Origin of the sequence: Streptomyces sp. NPDC002054 (genome assembly GCF_040296685.1) — a bacterium.
GTDB lineage: Bacteria > Actinomycetota > Actinomycetes > Streptomycetales > Streptomycetaceae > Streptomyces.
In genome coordinates, this window is record NZ_JBEOXT010000010.1 from 133,093 (window position 1) to 149,506 (window position 16,414).

At 71.9% G+C, this 16,414-nt stretch carries 19 protein-coding genes; 6 read left to right on the forward strand and 13 right to left on the reverse strand.

The window, feature by feature from the left end:
• Window positions 1-13: 13 nt before the first annotated feature.
• Both ABT123_RS11955 and thpR read right to left on the reverse strand, forming a co-directional pair.
• Entirely contained in the window at window positions 14-520 is a 507-nt protein-coding gene (locus ABT123_RS11955) for a hypothetical protein (protein ID WP_351312335.1), read from the reverse strand.
• A 20-nt stretch (window positions 521-540) separates the two neighbouring features.
• Entirely contained in the window at window positions 541-1,116 is a 576-nt protein-coding gene (gene thpR, locus ABT123_RS11960) for an RNA 2',3'-cyclic phosphodiesterase (protein WP_351312337.1), read from the reverse strand.
• A 95-nt stretch (window positions 1,117-1,211) separates the two neighbouring features.
• Here thpR and ABT123_RS11965 point away from each other — a divergent pair, with 95 nt between their 5' ends.
• Complete coding sequence (locus ABT123_RS11965; protein WP_351312339.1) at window positions 1,212-2,087, forward strand: hypothetical protein; 876 nt, start codon at window positions 1,212-1,214, stop codon at window positions 2,085-2,087.
• Window positions 2,088-2,098: 11 nt separating this feature from the next.
• Here the strand turns inward: ABT123_RS11965 and ABT123_RS11970 are convergent, their stop codons facing one another.
• From ABT123_RS11970 to ABT123_RS11995, 6 genes are all read right to left on the reverse strand, one after another.
• A complete protein-coding gene (locus ABT123_RS11970) occupies window positions 2,099-2,950 on the reverse strand; it encodes an SDR family oxidoreductase (RefSeq protein WP_351312341.1) in 852 nt (283 codons plus the stop codon).
• A gap of 83 nt (window positions 2,951-3,033) precedes the next feature.
• A complete protein-coding gene (locus ABT123_RS11975) occupies window positions 3,034-3,813 on the reverse strand; it encodes an SDR family NAD(P)-dependent oxidoreductase (RefSeq protein WP_351312343.1) in 780 nt (259 codons plus the stop codon).
• A 49-nt stretch (window positions 3,814-3,862) separates the two neighbouring features.
• Complete coding sequence (locus ABT123_RS11980) at window positions 3,863-5,059, reverse strand: ABC transporter permease (protein ID WP_351312345.1); 1,197 nt, start codon at window positions 5,057-5,059, stop codon at window positions 3,863-3,865.
• Window positions 5,056-5,805: an ABC transporter ATP-binding protein gene (locus ABT123_RS11985; RefSeq protein WP_351312347.1), complete on the reverse strand. Its 750-nt coding sequence runs from the start codon at window positions 5,803-5,805 to the stop codon at window positions 5,056-5,058. The genes ABT123_RS11980 and ABT123_RS11985 overlap by 4 nt, the downstream gene beginning before the upstream one ends.
• Window positions 5,802-6,881, reverse strand: a complete 1,080-nt coding sequence (locus ABT123_RS11990; protein WP_351312349.1) for a peptidoglycan-binding protein — start codon at window positions 6,879-6,881, stop codon at window positions 5,802-5,804. Before ABT123_RS11990 ends, ABT123_RS11985 begins: the two co-directional genes overlap by 4 nt.
• On the reverse strand, window positions 6,878-7,549 hold the full coding sequence (locus tag ABT123_RS11995) for a hypothetical protein (protein ID WP_351312351.1): 672 nt from the start codon (window positions 7,547-7,549) through the stop codon (window positions 6,878-6,880). Before ABT123_RS11995 ends, ABT123_RS11990 begins: the two co-directional genes overlap by 4 nt.
• Before the next feature lie 133 nt (window positions 7,550-7,682).
• Here ABT123_RS11995 and ABT123_RS12000 point away from each other — a divergent pair, with 133 nt between their 5' ends.
• Genes ABT123_RS12000 through ABT123_RS12010 form a run of 3 tightly spaced genes read left to right on the forward strand, consistent with a single transcriptional unit; the run spans window position 7,683 to window position 10,326 of the window.
• Window positions 7,683-8,372, forward strand: coding sequence for a response regulator (locus tag ABT123_RS12000; RefSeq protein WP_351312353.1), 690 nt, complete (start codon window positions 7,683-7,685; stop codon window positions 8,370-8,372).
• Window positions 8,369-9,820, forward strand: coding sequence for an ATP-binding protein (locus ABT123_RS12005; RefSeq protein ID WP_351312355.1), 1,452 nt, complete (start codon window positions 8,369-8,371; stop codon window positions 9,818-9,820). Before ABT123_RS12000 ends, ABT123_RS12005 begins: the two co-directional genes overlap by 4 nt.
• On the forward strand, window positions 9,817-10,326 hold the full coding sequence (locus ABT123_RS12010; RefSeq protein ID WP_351312357.1) for a hypothetical protein: 510 nt from the start codon (window positions 9,817-9,819) through the stop codon (window positions 10,324-10,326). The genes ABT123_RS12005 and ABT123_RS12010 overlap by 4 nt, the downstream gene beginning before the upstream one ends.
• A 9-nt stretch (window positions 10,327-10,335) precedes the next feature.
• Here ABT123_RS12010 and ABT123_RS12015 read toward each other — a convergent pair whose 3' ends face one another.
• A complete protein-coding gene (locus ABT123_RS12015; protein WP_351312358.1) occupies window positions 10,336-10,599 on the reverse strand; it encodes a hypothetical protein in 264 nt (87 codons plus the stop codon).
• Window positions 10,586-10,879: a DUF6400 family protein gene (locus ABT123_RS12020; RefSeq protein ID WP_351312360.1), complete on the reverse strand. Its 294-nt coding sequence runs from the start codon at window positions 10,877-10,879 to the stop codon at window positions 10,586-10,588. The genes ABT123_RS12015 and ABT123_RS12020 overlap by 14 nt, the downstream gene beginning before the upstream one ends.
• Window positions 10,880-11,246: 367 nt before the next feature.
• Here ABT123_RS12020 and ABT123_RS12025 point away from each other — a divergent pair, with 367 nt between their 5' ends.
• Window positions 11,247-12,413 carry a globin domain-containing protein gene (locus tag ABT123_RS12025; protein WP_351312362.1) on the forward strand — a complete coding sequence of 389 codons (1,167 nt, stop codon included), beginning with the start codon at window positions 11,247-11,249 and terminating at the stop codon, window positions 12,411-12,413.
• Between the two features lie 68 nt (window positions 12,414-12,481).
• Here ABT123_RS12025 and cpt read toward each other — a convergent pair whose 3' ends face one another.
• Both cpt and ABT123_RS12035 read right to left on the reverse strand, forming a co-directional pair.
• Entirely contained in the window at window positions 12,482-13,015 is a 534-nt protein-coding gene (gene cpt, locus ABT123_RS12030) for a chloramphenicol phosphotransferase CPT (protein WP_351312363.1), read from the reverse strand.
• 71 nt (window positions 13,016-13,086) lie between these two features.
• Complete coding sequence (locus ABT123_RS12035; RefSeq protein ID WP_351312365.1) at window positions 13,087-13,809, reverse strand: GbsR/MarR family transcriptional regulator; 723 nt, start codon at window positions 13,807-13,809, stop codon at window positions 13,087-13,089.
• 230 nt (window positions 13,810-14,039) lie between these two features.
• Between ABT123_RS12035 and ABT123_RS12040 the strand changes: the two genes are divergently transcribed.
• Entirely contained in the window at window positions 14,040-15,134 is a 1,095-nt protein-coding gene (locus ABT123_RS12040) for a serine hydrolase domain-containing protein (RefSeq protein WP_351312367.1), read from the forward strand.
• 6 nt (window positions 15,135-15,140) lie between these two features.
• Here ABT123_RS12040 and ABT123_RS12045 read toward each other — a convergent pair whose 3' ends face one another.
• Window positions 15,141-16,217 (reverse strand): M12 family metallopeptidase, encoded by a 1,077-nt coding sequence (locus tag ABT123_RS12045; protein ID WP_351312369.1) that lies wholly within the window; start codon window positions 16,215-16,217, stop codon window positions 15,141-15,143.
• Window positions 16,218-16,414 lie beyond the last annotated feature (197 nt).

The window sequence follows — 16,414 nt, forward strand, 5'->3', positions numbered from 1 at the left end:
CGCGGTCCCCAGGTCAGCGAACGCCGCGGTGGTCGTAGACGGTGAGGGACAGGGCCTTCATCGCGGCGTGGGCGCGCTCGGCGTCCACGCCCTGGTCGACGGCCTCCAGCGCGGCGGCGGCCGACACCCGCACGGCGAGCGGCAGGCCGTCGTAGGCAGCGACCCGGTAGGCGACGGTGCGGCGGGCCTCGCGTTCCTCGTCGGACACGCCGGCCGGGGTGAGAGGGAAGACCGCTGCCTGGTAGGTGGCGATGCTCACGAGGACTGCGTCGGCGATCCCCTCCGCGTACCCGTCGGCCCGGGCGGCGAGATCGTGCGGCCCGGGCCGGAAGAAGGCCACCACATGCCGCCGGGAGAGCAACGCCCCGACCCCCGCCCCCAGTCCGGCCGCACCCCCGGCGGCCAGAGCCGTCATCCGGCCCCCCAGCAGCAGCCCGAAACACGCCCCGCCGACCGACCCGCACATCACCAGCACAAAGGTGATCATCAGATGCATCCGGGTGGCGATCGAGGACGTCATGCCCAGCAGTATGCCCGGCTTCAGCCGAAGGGCCAGGCCTCGATGTCGCGGTAGTGGATCGGGCCCGGGCCGCGCCCGATGTTGCTGCCGACCAGGTGCAGGCGCTCGGCCTGCCACCGGCGCCCGGTGAACGCGGCGAGTCCGGCGGCGGCCTCCACCGCGCAGGACGGCTGGTTGCGGCGGGCGCGGGCCAGCGTCAGATGAGGGCGCAGCGGCCGGTCCGGAAAGGCCACCCCGCACTCCTTGACCACGGCGCGCACGTCGGTGGCGAGCAGGTGCAGCCCTTCGAGGTCCCCCTCGATCCCGGTCCACAGCACCCGCTCGTCGAAGTGGCCGCCGCCGCTGAGGGCCAGCTCCAGGGGCCGGCTCCGCGCCGCGAGGTCCGCGAGCGGCGGACGCAGCCGGGGCACGGCCGTGACCGGGAGCTCACCGAGGAACGCCAGGGTGATGTGCCAGTCCTCGATACGGTTCCACCGCATGCGCGGGTACGCCTCGTAGGCGGGGCGCAGCTCCCGCTCCAGCTCCTCCTTCGCGTCGTCGGGCGGGGCGAGGGCGATGAATATCCGGACGGTCGCGGCCTGGGTCTGTGCGTTCACAGAGGACTTCGTACCTTGCCCGGGCGGGTGAAGTCATCTTCGGTGCCGACGCGCGGTGCCGCCCGGCACGCGCAACGGGCAGGACACTGCCGTTCATGGACGCGGAATCGGTGGCACAGGAGTTGTACGGGCTGCGCCCGGCGGAGTTCACCGCGGCCCGGGACGAGTACGTCGCCCGGGCCCGGCAGGCCGGTGACAAGGAGCTGGCGGCTGCGATCGCCCGCTTGCGGAAGCCGACGGTCGCGGCATGGACGGCCGATCTGCTGGCGCGCAGTCGGCCGGAGGAGGCCCGGCAGCTGGTGCATCTGGGAGAGGCGCTCCGGGCTGCGCACCGGGCCCTGGACGGGGAGCAGCTGCGGCAGCTCTCGCGCGATCAGCACGTGGTGATCGCGGAGCTCGCGCGCACCGGGCGCGAGCTGGCCGCCGAGGCTGGCCAGGCGGTGAGCGAGAGTGCCCTGCACGAGGTGGAGCAGATCCTGCGCGCGGCCCTCGCGGACGAGGCGGTGGCCCGGGAATGGACCGAAGGGCGGCTGGTGAAGTCCCCCGAGGCGGCAGTGGGGTTCGCGGGCCTGGAACCGGCACCGGGCACCGCCCGGCCGCCCGCCCGCAGTCCGGCACGTCCGGCAGGCCCGGCGGCGGAGCGGGCAGCGCCGGAACGCCGGGAGCGCCGGGAGCGGTGGGAGCGGTGGGAGGCGGCCCGCAAGGAGCTGGCCGAGGCGACCGAGGAGGCGGACCGGCTGGAGGGCGAGCAGGCGGCGGCCGGCCGGGCGGCGGAGCAGGCCCACGCGGCGGTGGAGAGCGCCGAGGACGAGGTCAAGGCGGCCAACGAACGCCTCGGTGCCGCCCGCGCCGAGGACAGGCAGGCCCTCGCCCGGCGGCAGGAGGCCGGCCGGGCGGCGTCCAAGGCGCGGGCCCGGGCCGAGTCGGCCGGACGGCGAGCCGAGAAACTCCCCCCGCCGCCCGACGCATGAGGACGATGGGGTCAGGCTGCGGCCGACGGGCGGAACTCGGCCGCATGCTCCGCGGCCCACTGCCCGAAGGTCCGGGCCGCCCGCCCCGTGACCTGCTCGACCGTGTCCCGGACCCGCAGCAGCGCCTCGTTGACGTCGCCACCGGTCACATCGAGCACCGCGTCGGCGGTCTCGTCCCCCATGAGGGCGGCCAGACCGCGGTGCGCCTCCGCCCGGTCGATCCCGGCGAGCGGCACCGTACGGCCCAGCACCGCGGAGAGGGCCGCCACCTGCCGGCGGGGCGACATCCGCTCCGGTCCGGTCAGTGCGTACGTCCGCCCCCGGTGGCCGGGCTCGGTCAGGGCGGCCCGGGCCACCGAGGCGATGTCCGCCGGGTGGATCGTCGGCAGCCCGGTGTCGGGGTAGGGCACCCGGACCGGCCGTCCCTCGCGGATCTCGCCGGCCCACCAGCGGGCGTTGGAGGCGAACTGGGTCGGCCGCAGGATCGTCCAGGCCAAACCGCTGTCCTTGACCAGCCGCTCGACGGCCAGGTTCTCCCGCGCGGGCCCGAGGTGCGGATGGGTCTCGGCCGTCATCGAGGACACCAGGACCACCTGCTCGACACCCGCCTGCCGGGCGGCGCCGAGAACCTCCCGGTCGGGGCCCAGCTGCGGGATCAGGAACAGCGCACGCACTCCCCGCAGGGCGTCCTGCAGCGAAGCCGGGTCGGCGAGGTCCGCCGCGACGGCCTGCACCCCGTCGGGAAACGCGGCCCGCCCCGGATCCCGGGCCAGCGCCCGCACCCCCTCGGCACCACCGTGCCCGGCCAGCTCCGCCACCAACGCACTGCCGATGTTCCCGGTGGCTCCCGTTACGAGAATCACGAGGCCTCCCTCCCGTCGTCCGGTGATCAACAAGAGGTGACGGTAGAAACTCAACCGCGCTTGAGGTCAAGCGGCGGGAGCCCTCAGTGGACGGAGAACCCGCCGTCCACGAAGATCGCCTGCCCGGTGACATAGCCGGAGGCACGGCCGGCCAGGAACACCGCCGCTCCGGCGAAGTCCTCGGCCAGGCCGTTGCGCCCGACCATGGTGCGCGCGGCCAGTGCCGCCACCTTCTCCGGGTCGGACGACAGCCGCGCATTGAGGGGGGTCATGACGAAGCCCGGCACCAGCGTGTTGCAGGTGACGCCGTACGGGGACCACGCCTCGGCCTGGGAGCGGGCCAGCGACTCCAGCGCCCCCTTGGAGACCCCGTACGCGCCGCTCTGCACGAACGCCCGGTGCGCCTGCTGGGAGGTGATGTGGATGATCCGGCCGAAGCCCCGCTCGGCCATGCCGGGCCCGAACCGCCGGCCCAGCAGGTACGGCGCGTCCAGGTTCACCGCCATCGTGGTGTCCCACACGTCCTCGTCCAGCTCGCCCATCGGCGGCCGGAGGTTGATCCCGGCGCTGTTGACGAGGATGTCGGGCTCGCCGAACACCCCGGCCGCCTGCTCGGCAGCCGCGCGCACCCCGTCCCGGGTGCTCAGGTCGGCGCTCACCCAAGCCGCCCGGCAGCCGTCCGCCGTCAACTCTTCGACGGTGGCGGCGAGTTCCGACTCCTTGCGCGCCACGATCACCACGCTCGCCCCCGCTCGCGCGAGAGCCCCGGCGATGGCCCGGCCGATGCCGGAACTGCCGCCCGTCACCAGGGCGACCCGGCCGTCCAGCGAGAACAGTTCGGAGAGGTAGCTGTTCGAGATCATGACCGCACCCTAAAGGCCGTCGTCAGGCCGTCATGACCCAGTTCGCGGCTCAGCTCGTGTTGAGCGCGACCGTGGGGTGGAGGCGGGAGGCGCGGATCGCCGGGTAGAGCCCCGCCACCACGCCGATCACGAGCGTCGCGCCCAGGCCGCCGGTGAGCGACCACACGGGCACCACCGCGGTCCAGCCCTGCGCCCGGGCGAAGGCGACCGTGGCCGCCGCCCCGAGGACGGCCCCTGCCACCCCGCCGAGCGCGGACAGCAACAGGGACTCCGTCAGGAACTGGAGCCGGATCGCGCCCCTGGTGGCTCCGATGGCGCGGCGCAGGCCGATCTCCTGCCGGCGCTCGAGCACCGAGATCACCATGGTGTTGGCCACGCCGACTCCGCCGACCAGCAGCGCGACCGCGCCGAGACCGAGCATCAGAGCGGTGAGCCCCTTGTCGGTGGCAGCCTTCGCGGCCAGGGCGTCGGAGGGCCGGGAGACCTTGACCGCACCCGGGTTCCCGGGGTTGACGGTCCGCGCGAGCACCGCCCGTACGTCCTCGACCGAGGCGTCCGAGGACCGCTCAAAGACCGTCGTGGGATGGCCGTCGAACCCCAGGTACTGCTCGGCCGCCGGGAAGCCGACCAGCGCGACCCGGTCGAGGTTGGGGACCAGCTCCACCGGCTTCAGGATCCCGACGACGACCACGTACGCGTCATTCATCATGATCTTCTCGCCCGGTTCGGTGATGCCCAGCCGCTCGGCGGCGACGCTCCCCAGGACCGTGACGGGCAGCCGCTCCCGGCCCAGGTCGAGCCAGATACCCCGGTCGACCTCCGCGCCCAGCGCGGCCAGCAGATCCGGCCGGGCCGCCTGCACCGTGACCCCGGCAGTCCGCTCCTCCGGCACCACATCGCTGCGCCGGATCCGGGCATCCACCTGGGCTGTCGCCGTGGCGTGCCGGACCGGGCCGATCCGCTCCACCATGGCGACCGCGCTCTTCGGCAGCTTCACCTCCTGACCTGTCGCGTCCTTGCCCGCCTCCGCGGTCAGCAGGTTGGTGCCGAGCCGGTCGAGCCGGGCCATCAGATCGGCACGGCTGGACGTGGACAGGCCGACCACGGCGACCATGGTGGCGATGCCGATCGCAATCCCGAGGGCGGAGAGCACCACCCGGGCGCGCCGGGCCCGCAGCCCGACGGCGCCGACGCGCAGGACGTCGGTCGCGGCGAGGCGGCCGGGCCGCAGTTCGGTGCGGGTCACTGCGCCATCTCCTTCGGTCCGGCCGTCCGGGAGTCGGACACCACGGCGCCGTCCCTGAACCGGATGCGGCGGGGCAGCGAGCCGGCGATCTCGTTGTCGTGGGTGATCACGCAGATCGTGGTGCCCGCCGCATGGAGTTCCCGGATGAGCGTCATGACGACGTCGCCGGACGCCGTGTCCAGAGCGCCGGTCGGCTCGTCGGCGAGGAGTACGTCGGGCTCCCCGACCAGGGCGCGGGCGATGGCGACACGCTGCTTCTCGCCGCCGGACAGTTCGTTTGGGCGGTGGCCGAGCCGGTGGCCGAGGCCGACCCGTTCCAGCGCGGCACGGGCCCTCGTACGTCGCGCCCGTGCCGGCACGCCCGAGTAGAGGAGCCCGTCGGCCACGTTGTCCACCGCGTTGCGGCCCGCGGCCAGGTGGAAGTGCTGGAAGACGAAGCCGATGTGGCGGGCCCGCAGCGCCGAGAGCCGGCGGTCCGAGAGCACGCCGACGTCGTGGCCGGCCACCCGGACCGTGCCCGTCGTCGGCTTGTCGAGCGTGCCGATCAGATGGAGCAGGGTGGATTTGCCGGACCCGGAAGGGCCGACGATCGCCGCGAGTTCGCCCCGGTCGATCCGGAGGTCCACCCCGCGCAGGGCGTGGACACCGCCGGGGTAGGACTTGGAGACTCCCGAGAGTTCGATCACCGGCGGGGCCGCGCCCACCGCCACTTCGCCGCCCACCTCCATTGCGCCGCCTACCGTCATGGCCGCGCCGTTTCGACCGTCATGCCGTCCGCGAGGCCGCTTCCGCTGACCTCGATACGGCCGTCCGCCGTCATGCCGGTCTCTACCCGGACCATCCGCGACCCGCCGTTCTCGAGGATCTTCAGCCCGTAGCCGCCGTTCTCGCCCCGCAGCGCGACCACCGCTTCGACCGGCACCACCAGCACATCCGTACGGCTCTCGCTGACGAAGGTGACGCTCACCGTCGCCTTGGGGTCCTCCGCGGAGACGGCGGAGCCGCCGCCGTCCAGGGCGACCTCGACGGTGATGCCGTCCCGGCCCGGATTGCCGGCCTCGCCGGAGGCCGGGGTGTTCACCGTCCCCGACACCTTTCCCCGGACGGTCTTGCCGCTGCCCAGAGCGACCTCGACCTGCGTCCCGCTGCGGGTCAGTGCCGTGTCGGTCCGGTCCAGATCGGCCCTGACGACCGGCTTGGTCGAGGCGACCGTGAGCACGGCCTGGGCGGGGCCGATCCGGTCGGCGAGCGCGGCGTCCGCCGACACCACCCGGACCGGGCCCGGCTGGAAGACCACATCGCCCTGGCCGACGCTGCCGGAGGGGTTCTCGATCCCGAGCGACTTCTGCCACTTCTTGACGGCGGCCTCGGTGTTCTTGTCGTACCGGGTGTCGATGTACAGGCCGGCGCCGAATCCGAGGTCGCGGAGGTTGCGCTCCAGCTGCAGCACGTCGGGGCCGCGGTCGCCGACCTTCATGTCGCGGAAGGCCGGAGTGGGCCCGTACATGAGGGTGATCGGCCGGGCGTCGCGCTCGTACAGCCGCTGCCCCATCCGCACCTCCCGGTCCACCTCGCCGGCCTTGGTGACGGTTCCCTCCACCGGGGACTTCACGGTCCGGCGCTGCGCGTAGTCGAGCCGCCCGTCGACGGTCTTGCTCTGGACGAGGTCGGTGCGGTTGATCGTGGTGGTGGCCGGGGGAGTGGCGCTCTTTCCGGCCTTGGCGTCCGCACCCTGGCCGTCGCGTCCGATCATCAGCACACCGGCCGTGACGGCGGTCGCCGCCACCGCAGCGGTGGCGGCCAGTCCCGTACGTCGCCTCACTGCATGCCGTCCAGACCGTCGAGCAGCTTGTCCTTGCACGCCTCACGGGCCTGCTTGTAGGCGGGCGATTCCCGGTCGATCTGCGGCGAGGCCGGGGACGGGTCGCCGCCGGGGATCACGTTGCCGCTGGACAGGGTGGGATTGGTGAACTTCGACACGCCCTTCTCCCGCATGCAGGAGGCGTGCGCCAGCATCGACTCGTAGTCCTTCTGCGTGTCACGCGGCGGCTCCAGCTGCATGGCCGCCTGCAGCTCCGGCCCGCAGGCGGCGCCCTTGCCGCCCTTCACAGCCTCGCTCGCCGCCCCGGGCGGAAGGTTCCGGGCGACCTCGTCGATCTTGGCCCAGTCCAGGTAGCCGCTCAGTTTCGGGTCAGGGAAGTCCTTGACGCCGCCCTTGCTGCGCATGCACTGGACGTACTTCATCTGCGCGTCGAAGAAGGCGCCCTTGCCGCCGGCGGGCTGCTCCTTCCCCGGCGCGGATGTCTGTGACGAGTCCGCGGCGGATTCGCCGGGGACCGTGGCAACGCCCTCGTCCCGGGTCCCGCCCGCTTCGCCGCCGCAGCCGACGGAGAAGGCGAGGACGGGGAGGGTGACGAGTGCCGCCAGACGCAGGCGGGCGGCGCCGCGGGCCCCGCGGACTGTGTTGCGCGTGTTCGTGCTCAGGCTCATGCCGCCCATCTCAGGGCGGCCACATGATGGGGTTTCCATGGCGAGATGATGAGAACGTAACAAAGCCCGCCGGGCCCCGATCCGGCCGCCGGAGGGCGTTGAGCAGGCGGGACGCTCACGCATAATCGAACCCATGCCCAGTGTCCTGCTCATCGAGGACGACCCCTCCGTACGTGACGGAATGGAGCTCGTCCTGCGCCGCCACCGCTACGAGGTGGAGGTCGCCACCACCGGTGAGGAGGCGCTCGACCTGCTCGACGGCCCCCGTGGGAAGGGCATCGAGCTGGTCGTGCTCGACCTGATGCTGCCGGGCATCAACGGCTTCGAGGTCTGCCGCCGCATCCGGACCCGCAGCACCATCCCGCTGATCATGCTGACGGCATGCGGCGACGACCACGACATCGTGGCCGGCCTCGAAGCCGGAGCCGACGATTACGTGGTCAAGCCGGTCACGGCCCCGGTCCTCGAAGCCCGGATCCGTGCGGCGCTCCGCCGGGCCGAGCCGGCCACCGGCTCCGCGCCGGGGGAGAAGCACGCCGGGCTCGCCATCGACCGCGCCGGGCTGACCGTCGCCAAGGACGGCACCTCGATCGCCCTGCCCCCCGTCGAGCTGCGGCTCCTGCTGGAGCTCTCCGCCTCCCCCGGGCGGGTCTTCAGCCGCGAGCAGCTCCTGGAGACCGTGTGGGACCACGGCTTCCTGGGGGACTCGCGGCTGGTGGACGCGGCCGTGGGGCGCCTGCGCGCCAAGATCGAGGACGTACCCGCACGGCCCCGCTTCATCCAGACCGTACGCGGCTTCGGCTACCGCTTCGGCCCGCTGTGAAACGGCGCCTCCGCTACGGCGGGCTGCGCAGCCGCCTGCTCGCCGCGTTCGTCCTGGTGGCCCTCGTCAGCGCCGCGACCGCGACCGGGCTCGCCTACCGCGAGTCCCGCACCGCCGTGCTCAAGCGCGCCCAGCAGGCCGTCATGGCCGACTTCCTCGAACAGGTCGGCGAGGCCGCGGCCGACGTGGACATGCCGCCGGACCGGCGCAGCCTCATCCGCTTCGCGGAAAACGTCTCGAACGGCCTGGACCGTGGCACCCTGGTCGTCGCCCACTACCGGGACCTGCGGGTCACCTCCGACACGATGGCGGACCAGACGCGCATCACGCCCGAACTGCGCGCCGCGGTCCGGGCCGGCGGCCGGACGAACTTCCAGCGCGTCGAGCGGGACGGCGAGCCCTACCTGGTCGTCGGCACGGCCGTCACCTTCGACGACGGCAGCACGTCCGGACTGGAGGTCTTCACCCTCGTCTCGCTCCGCGAAGAGCAGGAGGACCTCGCGGGACTGCTGGACGCGGTCCGGGAGGGGATCCTCGTGGTGGTCCTGATGTCCGCGGGGATGGCCCTGCTCGCCGCCCTCACCGTGCTCCGCCCGGTCCGGGACCTGGGCCGGGCCACCCGCAACCTCGCCTCCGGAGACCTCTCCACCCGCGTCGGCGTCAAGGGCACGGACGAGCTGGCCGATCTCGCGGCGACCTTCAACCGGACGGCCGACGCCCTCGAGACCACCGTCGCCGAACTGCACGAGCAGCGGGAGCAGGCGCGGCGCTTCGTCGCGGACGTCTCGCACGAACTCCGCACCCCGCTCGCCGCCATGACCATGGTGTCGAGCGTGCTGGACGAGGACGCTCCCGGACTGCCCCCGGACACGGCCCAGGCCGCCCGGACCATCAGCGAGGAGACGGCCCGACTGTCCCGGCTGGTCGGGGACCTCATCGAGATCTCCCGCTTCGACGCCAAGGTCATCCGGCTCAACTCCGCCGAAACCGACCTCGGCGAGATCGTCCGCTCCACGCTGGCACTGCGCGGCTGGACCACCGAGGTGCGGGCGGAGCTGCCCGAGGGGGTGCACGCGGTGGTCGACAAGCGCAGGATCGACCTCGTCGTGGCCAACCTGGTGGGCAACGCACTGCGGCACGGCGCACCGCCCGTCGCCGTGGTGCTGCAGTCCTCGGACGAGGAGATCACCATCGAGGTCACGGACTCCGGCCCCGGGCTGCCGCCCGAGGTGATGCCCCACGTCTTCGACCGCTTCTACAAGGCCGACTCTGCCCGCACCCGCTCCGACGGCAGCGGACTCGGCATGGCCATCGCCCTGGAGAACGCCCGCCTGCACGACGGGACCATCGAGGCGGCGAACCGGCCGGAAGGAGGCGGGGCGGTTTTCACGCTGCGACTGCCGCGCCAACGCCCCGAGGGCGACCGACACCCGGGGAGCGACCGATGAACCGGCTCCGCAGATCCATCCGTGCGGCCGGAGCTGCCGTTCTCCTCCCCGCAGCCGTCGCCGGCTGCGGGGTCAAGCCCACCGGCGTGATCGACGCCGGCGAGCCCGCGAGCGGCCTCACCAAGGGCATGCGGCTCTACTTCGCCTCCGACACGGGCCTGCGCGGCGTCCCGCGGCCCGACCTGAAGGTGAAGGACCTCAACGACACGTTCAAGCTGCTCCTCGCGGGCCCCGACGAGGCGGAGCGGCAGAGCGGCCTCACCAGCCTCGTCCGTTCCATCAAAAGCTACCGCGCCACCGGGGAGGCGGGCCGGATCGTGGTCGAGGCACCGGAGGCGTACCTCCGCCCCGAGGACCGGCTGCTCCTCGGGCAACTGGTGTGCAGCCTGGCCCGCACGTACTCCGTGCTGCACCCGGAGGTCCGGCCCGACGACGTACGGGTCACCTTGAGGCCCCAGGGCGAGCCGCTCGGCCCGTACCACTGCTCGCCGTTCCTGGCCGGCTGACGGCCCCGGTCAGAAGTCGGGCAGGGCGTCGGTGACGCGGTTCCACAGGGAGCGGGAACGGGTGGCGCCGAAACCGCTCTCGTGCGTCCAGACGTGGGTGCACGCGGGGCACTGGAGGTGGAGGAGGCTGCCGGTGTTGGTGAGCAGGTAGCGCCAGTGGACGGAACAGCTGCGCCGCTGCTCACAGGGTTCGCAGCCGCGCGCGTCCTGGCACTGCGGGCAGGCCACCCAGGCACGGCGCCCGGGGTCGGCCTGCGGGTCAAGCGGCAGCACGGCCGTCTCCCCGCGCGGGCAGCACACCGGCCGCGACCAGCTCGTCGTAGAGGCGCTGCTGCTCCGCGTCGAGTCCGGAGTAGAGCAGGTCGTACGCCGCCTCCTCGCCGAGCAGCACCTCGAGCGGATCCCAGTCCGGGCCGAGCGCCGCCGTCACCTGGGCGCGCCGGAGCACCTCCTGCGAGGTGAGGTCGACGGCGAAGTCGACCAGCGCGGGCGCGCCGGAAGCGTCGGACGCGCCGGACGCGTCGTCGGAGGGGAGGTGGTCGTGGGGGGCCATGAGGTCGAACTTAGGTAACCCTTCTTTCCCGGGTCAAGGGAGGGTGGGCGGAGTCACAGGCCCCGGGGCCGCGGGCGCCGTGGCCGCGGGCGGGCCGGTGATATGCCACAACTTTCGGCCACGAGTTCTGGCGGATGTACCCCTTCCCGGCGTGGACATGCTCATTGAGGATCATCTGGCGCCCGGAAGCGCTCCATCCGCTTCGTCGCCCCCCACTCCGATGAGGACCCATGCTCGCTCCCAACCGGCGGAACCCATCCCGAACGGCGGACGGAGGAGCGCTGGTCCGTTGAGATTCAGGCTCAGTCGCCCAGCGAGCAGTACCCCCGCACCTCCGGCGGACGAGAACCTTCCCCCCACCCCCCTCGTGCGCACCCGTGAGCCGGAGACCGCCGAAGCACCGTTGTCGGACGAGGAGATTGCCCTGATCAGGGCCTCCGTGTCCGTGGTCGAGCCGCTGGCGGCGGATATGACGGTCTACTTCTACGCCATCCTGTTCGCCCGCTACCCCGAAGTCCGCCCGATGTTCCCCCCGGGAATGGACGCTCAGCGCGGTCGCCTGCTGCGCGCGCTGCTGCGCATCGTCGACCTGGTCGACGAGCCGGAGCACCTGGTGCGCTTCTGCGGACACCTCGGCCGCGACCACCGGAAGTTCGGCACCCTGGCCGCTCACTTCCCGGCCGTGGGCGAGTGCCTCCTCGCCTCCCTGGCCCGGTACGCCGGATCCGCCTGGACCGCGGACATCGCCGCCGCCTGGACCAAGGCGTACGGCGTGGTGGCCCAGGTCATGATCAGCACGGCCGAGGAGGACGAGGCGGTACGTCCCGCGGTGTGGCCCGCCACGGTCGTCCACCGGGTCTCGCGCGGACACGGCATCGCCGAGATCACCGTCCGCCCCCACATTCCGTACGAGTACTCCGCCGGCCAGTACGTGAGCCTCGAGACCCCGTGGTTCCCGAAGCAGTGGCGCTACTACTCCGCCGCCAACGCGCCCCGCGCGGACGGCACCCTCACCTTCCACGTCCGCGCGGTGGCCGACGGCACGGTCAGCGGGGCACTGGTGCACCGGGCGGTGGTGGGCGACGTACTCCGGCTGGGGTCCCCGATGGGTGACATGACCCTGGACGCGGCCGTCCACAACGACCTGCTCTGTGTGGCCGGCGGCACCGGCCTCGCCCCGATCCGCGCCCTCATCGAGGACGTCGCCCGTCGAGGCGGACAGCACCAGGTGGACCTTTTCCTCGGCGCTCGCACGGGTGCCGAGCTGTACGGGGTCAACGACATGCTCCGCATGGCCCAACGACACCACTGGCTGACCATCAGGGGCGCGGTCTCGCACGAGCACATTCCCGGAATCCGCGGTTCCCTGCCGGACGTCCTGGCCGAGTACGGGCCGTGGCACCAGCACGATGTCTTCCTCAGCGGCCCGGCCGCCATGGTCGTCTCCGCCGGCGAGAAGCTCACCCTGGGCGGCACTCTGCCCGAACATATCCACCACGACCCGTTCGACACACCCGTCCTCGCCACGCCGTGACCTGCTCCCTGACCCGCCCGGCCACGACCCGTCCCGCCCGAAGGACCCGGACTACTTCACCGGGCCCGTCAGCTGACCCGGGCGGCGATGGTCCGCGCGCAGGCCAGGGACTCGGTGTGCGTCGTGTCCACCTCCAGGTCGTAGAACACCCCCGCGTGCACCACATCCGCCTGCAATGCGGCCATCCCCTGGACCCGGTCTCCCCGCGCGACCTCGCGGCCCGCGGCGACCGTGCTCTCACACCGGACGCCGACCCACAGCACGGGCAGGTCGCCCAGCGCCTTCTGCCACCGCTGCTGGGACCCGGCTCCGCCGAGGAAGACATCGTCGATGATGATCCGCGCACCCGCCCGGGCCATCGCGACGACGCCTTCCGTCCACGCCGCCTCCAGCGCCCGGAAGTCCGCCCCGACACTCACCCCGCCGTCCGCGGCGAACGTGATCCCCTCGTCCGATGCCTGCATCCTGGCGGGCATGGCGTCGACGAAGGAGTCGCACCCGAACGCCAGCCACGGATCCGGCAGTACGGCCTGCAGGCACCGTACGATCCCGGACTTCCCCGAGCTGGAACCACCGTTGAGAATGATCATCTGAGTCGTCACCGCGCCACACTAGGGCGCTGCCCACACGGCACGAAGTGAATATCGGCACGAAGTGAATATCGGACAGGCGGTCACCCGGCCGGGGGTCGCTGCCGCCATTCCTCGGCCGCCCGGATCATGGTCCGGCCGACGTGTTCGAAGAAGTCGCCGATGTCCTGCATCCGGGTCCCGGCGGGGGTGGCCGGGCCGAGGGTCCGGGCGCTGTGACGGGCGAAGTCGGCCAGCATGGTGTTCTGGCGGGCGCTGGCCATCCAGCCGCGGAACCAGGCGTCGGCGTCGATGACATACCGGTCGCGCCGTCGGCCGGGGTCGCGTTCGCGCCGGATGAGCTCCTGCTGTTCGAGTTCGCCGACGGCCTTGGAGACGGAGGCCGGGCTGACCTGGAGCCGCTGGGCGAGCTCGGTGGCGGTCAGGCTGCCCGAGTCGGTGACGTACAGACAGGTCAGCACGCGGGCCGTCATCCGCGGCAGACCGGTGCCGACCATCATCGCGGTGAACTGTTCCGCCAGTTCGTGGACCGCCTCCGGGTCGCGCCCGTGTACGTCATCCACGGTCCGGGAGGCTGCCGGGGCGGCCGGGGCCGGGGTCTGCTTGCGGCGGCTGGCGCGTGCCGTGGTCGCCCGATGTGCCGCCTCGGCCCGGTAGCCGCCGGGGCCGCCGTTGCGGGCCACCTCCCGGGTGACGGTGGAGACGGGCCTGTCCAGGCGGCCGGCGATCTCGGTGTAGGTGAGTCCCGCCGTCAGTCCCTCGGCGATCTCCCGTCGCTCCTGGTGGGTCAGTCTGCCCCCGGGCATCGGCCGTACCTCCGTATCGCGTCGTCGAGATGGCCAGTATTGCGTTCGCAGACAGTCCATTGCAAGACAGCTGAGCTCGAATGTGCATTCACCTTCAGGGTCATTGCAAGAATTAATGGCCGTTGACCTGCGCATTCGCGGTTCCATGCCGCTTTCTTGATTGACGAAAGGGTGAAAGCAATTTAGCTTTTAGTCATCCGCGAACGAGACCTCCTGAAAGGAAAACGGACATGACCACGTCCTCCTCCGACCGCTCCGCGCTGCAGCACGCTCTCGACCACGCCGTCACCCGGAGCGGTGCCCCCGGCATGGTCGTCGAAGTCCACGACGACCGTGGCACGTGGTTCGGCTCGGCGGGCGTCTCCGACACCGGGACCGGGCAGCAGCGCCGGCCGTCCGAGCAGTTCCGGATCGGGAGCACCACCAAGGCGTTCACCGCCACCGTGGTCCTGCAACTGGCGGCCGAAGGCCGGCTGAGCCTCGACGACACCGTGGAGCACTGGCTGCCCGGCCTGGTGACGGGCAACGGCTACGACGGCCGCGCGATCACCGTCCGGCAGCTGCTCAACCACACCAGTGGCATCTTCAACTACGGCAACGACCCGAAGTTCTTCGAGCAGGGCATCGGCGAGGCGTGGTACCAGCACCGCCACGACACCCACGCCCCCGAGCGGCTGGTCGAGATCGGGCTGGCCACCCCGCCCCCCTTCGCCCCGGGCGAGGCCTTCCTCTACTCCAACACCAACTACTTCCTGGCCGCCCTGATCGTGGAGAAGGCTACGGACCGTACGTTCGGCGAGGAGCTCAGCCGGCGGATCTGCCACCCGCTGCAGCTGAGCGGGACCTACCTGCCCGGCACCGAGGCGAAGATCCGGGGGCCGCACCCCCGGCACTACTCCACCCTGTTCTCCTCCGATGCCGAGCCCGAGATCCACGACGCGACCGAGATGAACCAGTCCTTCGCCTGGGCGGCCGGCGGCATCGTCTCCACCACCGGGGACCTGCAGCGCTTCTTCAGCGCGCTGCTCGGTGGCGACCTGCTGCCCGCCGACCAGCAGCAGGAGATGTTCACCACCGTCGAGACCACCGGCCCCGTCCCGTGGATCCCCGGCACCCGCTACGGCTTGGGCGTGTTCTCCCAGACCCTGCCGAGCGGCGTCACCGTCTGGGGCAACGCGGGCGCAACGTACGGCTCATGGACGTACGCCGTGGGATCCCGGGACGGCAAGCACCTGCTCACCAGCCAGGTCAACGGCGACTGGAGCGGCCTGGCCGTCTTCGACGGCATCCTCGGCGCCGAGTTCCGGCCGGCCGAATCCCGGTAGAACACCTCACCAGTACATGAAGGCGGCGTTCCCCGTGCCCCAAGCGGAGTAGAGCCGGGCACGGGCCACATAGCGGCGCCCCTGGAAGAGTTTCACCGTCAGCTGGCCGTTGTTGTTGACGCCGCTGTCGTCGACGCCGGTGAGGAACCGAGGTTCGCCGTCGACGTTCTCGAAGAGCACCAGCAGGATGTCGGAGTCACCGAACGTTCTCAGCTCGTAGTTCCGGGTCTCGGCCGGGACGATCTCGAAGTCCACCTGGCCGCCGGAGGAGAGGTCCAACTCGGCGGACTGGAAGGGCTTCAGCCCGCGCGGTGCGGCACCGAGGGGCGGGTACCACTTCTGGACGAACTCCTTGTCGGTGGCGGACAGGGTGAGCGGGAAGTCGATTCCGGCCCGGTACTTCTCCGGCTGCAGGATGAGGCCGGCCGGGAAGCCGTACTGCATGATCGAGTCGGGGTCCCAGGTCGATCCCTCGACCTCCTCGGTGGACAGCTTGCGCAGCACGTTGTGGAACGTGGTCTGCCGGGGCCAGTTGTTGGGAGGGCCGCCGAGCTCTTCAAAGACCGCTTCCTCGTCCCACACGATGCCGGCGAACGGGTTCTGGTGCTCGTGGCCGTTCCCGATCAGGTGGCCGATCTCGTGCCGGGCGGTCGCCTGGCCGTGCGGGCTGGTGAGGTCCCAGCCGAAGTTCATGGTGCGCTCGCGCCGGCTGATGCCGAGGGCGTCCTTGCCGACGTAGGACCAGGAACCGTCGCCCTGCTGGAAGCCGATCCGCACCTCGGAGTCGGCAGGGTCCTCGACCTCCACGAAGTCCAGCCCGATCCCGACGTTCTTCCACTCCTCGAAGGCGCTGCGCACCTCATCGAGCTGGATCTTGCTGAAGCTGCTGCCGCCACCACCGCCGGCGCCGGGCTCGTCGAAGAAGCAGTAGTGCAGTACGGTGCCGTTCAACCACTTTGAGCGGCCCACCAGTATTGCCCTTGCCCGGTCGGGGCTGAGGTCCGGCCGCAGGACGGGTTTGGTCTGCGGAGGCTGGGCACAGTAGAGGGGTATTCCGTTCGGGGAACCACGGTTGTCGGCCATGACGGCACTCCCCATCTGGGGTGACGAATGCAGGATGGATCAGGATCAGGTCGTCCGCGGCGGCAGGCACACAGACACGGCCGCCGCCCGGAACTCTCGCGCAGGACGTGACTGCGCAGGGGATGAAACCATCGTCTCTCCGCCCGCCCACCGCCGCAACTCGCGCTCCGGGCAACGGACTCAGGGCGCTTCCCGGA

Bases quoted from the DNA above. Each gene is read 5' to 3' on its own strand.
- ABT123_RS11955 (WP_351312335.1), bottom strand. From the start codon at position 520: ATGACGTCCTCGATCGCCACCCGGATGCATCTGATGATCACCTTTGTG.
- ABT123_RS11965 (WP_351312339.1), top strand. From the start codon at position 1,212: ATGGACGCGGAATCGGTGGCACAGGAGTTGTACGGGCTGCGCCCGGCG.
- ABT123_RS11975 (WP_351312343.1), bottom strand. From the start codon at position 3,813: ATGATCTCGAACAGCTACCTCTCCGAACTGTTCTCGCTGGACGGCCGG.
- ABT123_RS11985 (WP_351312347.1), bottom strand. From the start codon at position 5,805: ATGACGGTAGGCGGCGCAATGGAGGTGGGCGGCGAAGTGGCGGTGGGC.
- ABT123_RS11995 (WP_351312351.1), bottom strand. From the start codon at position 7,549: ATGAGCCTGAGCACGAACACGCGCAACACAGTCCGCGGGGCCCGCGGC.
- ABT123_RS12000 (WP_351312353.1), top strand. From the start codon at position 7,683: ATGCCCAGTGTCCTGCTCATCGAGGACGACCCCTCCGTACGTGACGGA.
- ABT123_RS12010 (WP_351312357.1), top strand. From the start codon at position 9,817: ATGAACCGGCTCCGCAGATCCATCCGTGCGGCCGGAGCTGCCGTTCTC.
- ABT123_RS12020 (WP_351312360.1), bottom strand. From the start codon at position 10,879: ATGGCCCCCCACGACCACCTCCCCTCCGACGACGCGTCCGGCGCGTCC.
- ABT123_RS12035 (WP_351312365.1), bottom strand. From the start codon at position 13,809: ATGCCCGGGGGCAGACTGACCCACCAGGAGCGACGGGAGATCGCCGAG.
- ABT123_RS12040 (WP_351312367.1), top strand. From the start codon at position 14,040: ATGACCACGTCCTCCTCCGACCGCTCCGCGCTGCAGCACGCTCTCGAC.
- ABT123_RS12045 (WP_351312369.1), bottom strand. From the start codon at position 16,217: ATGGCCGACAACCGTGGTTCCCCGAACGGAATACCCCTCTACTGTGCC.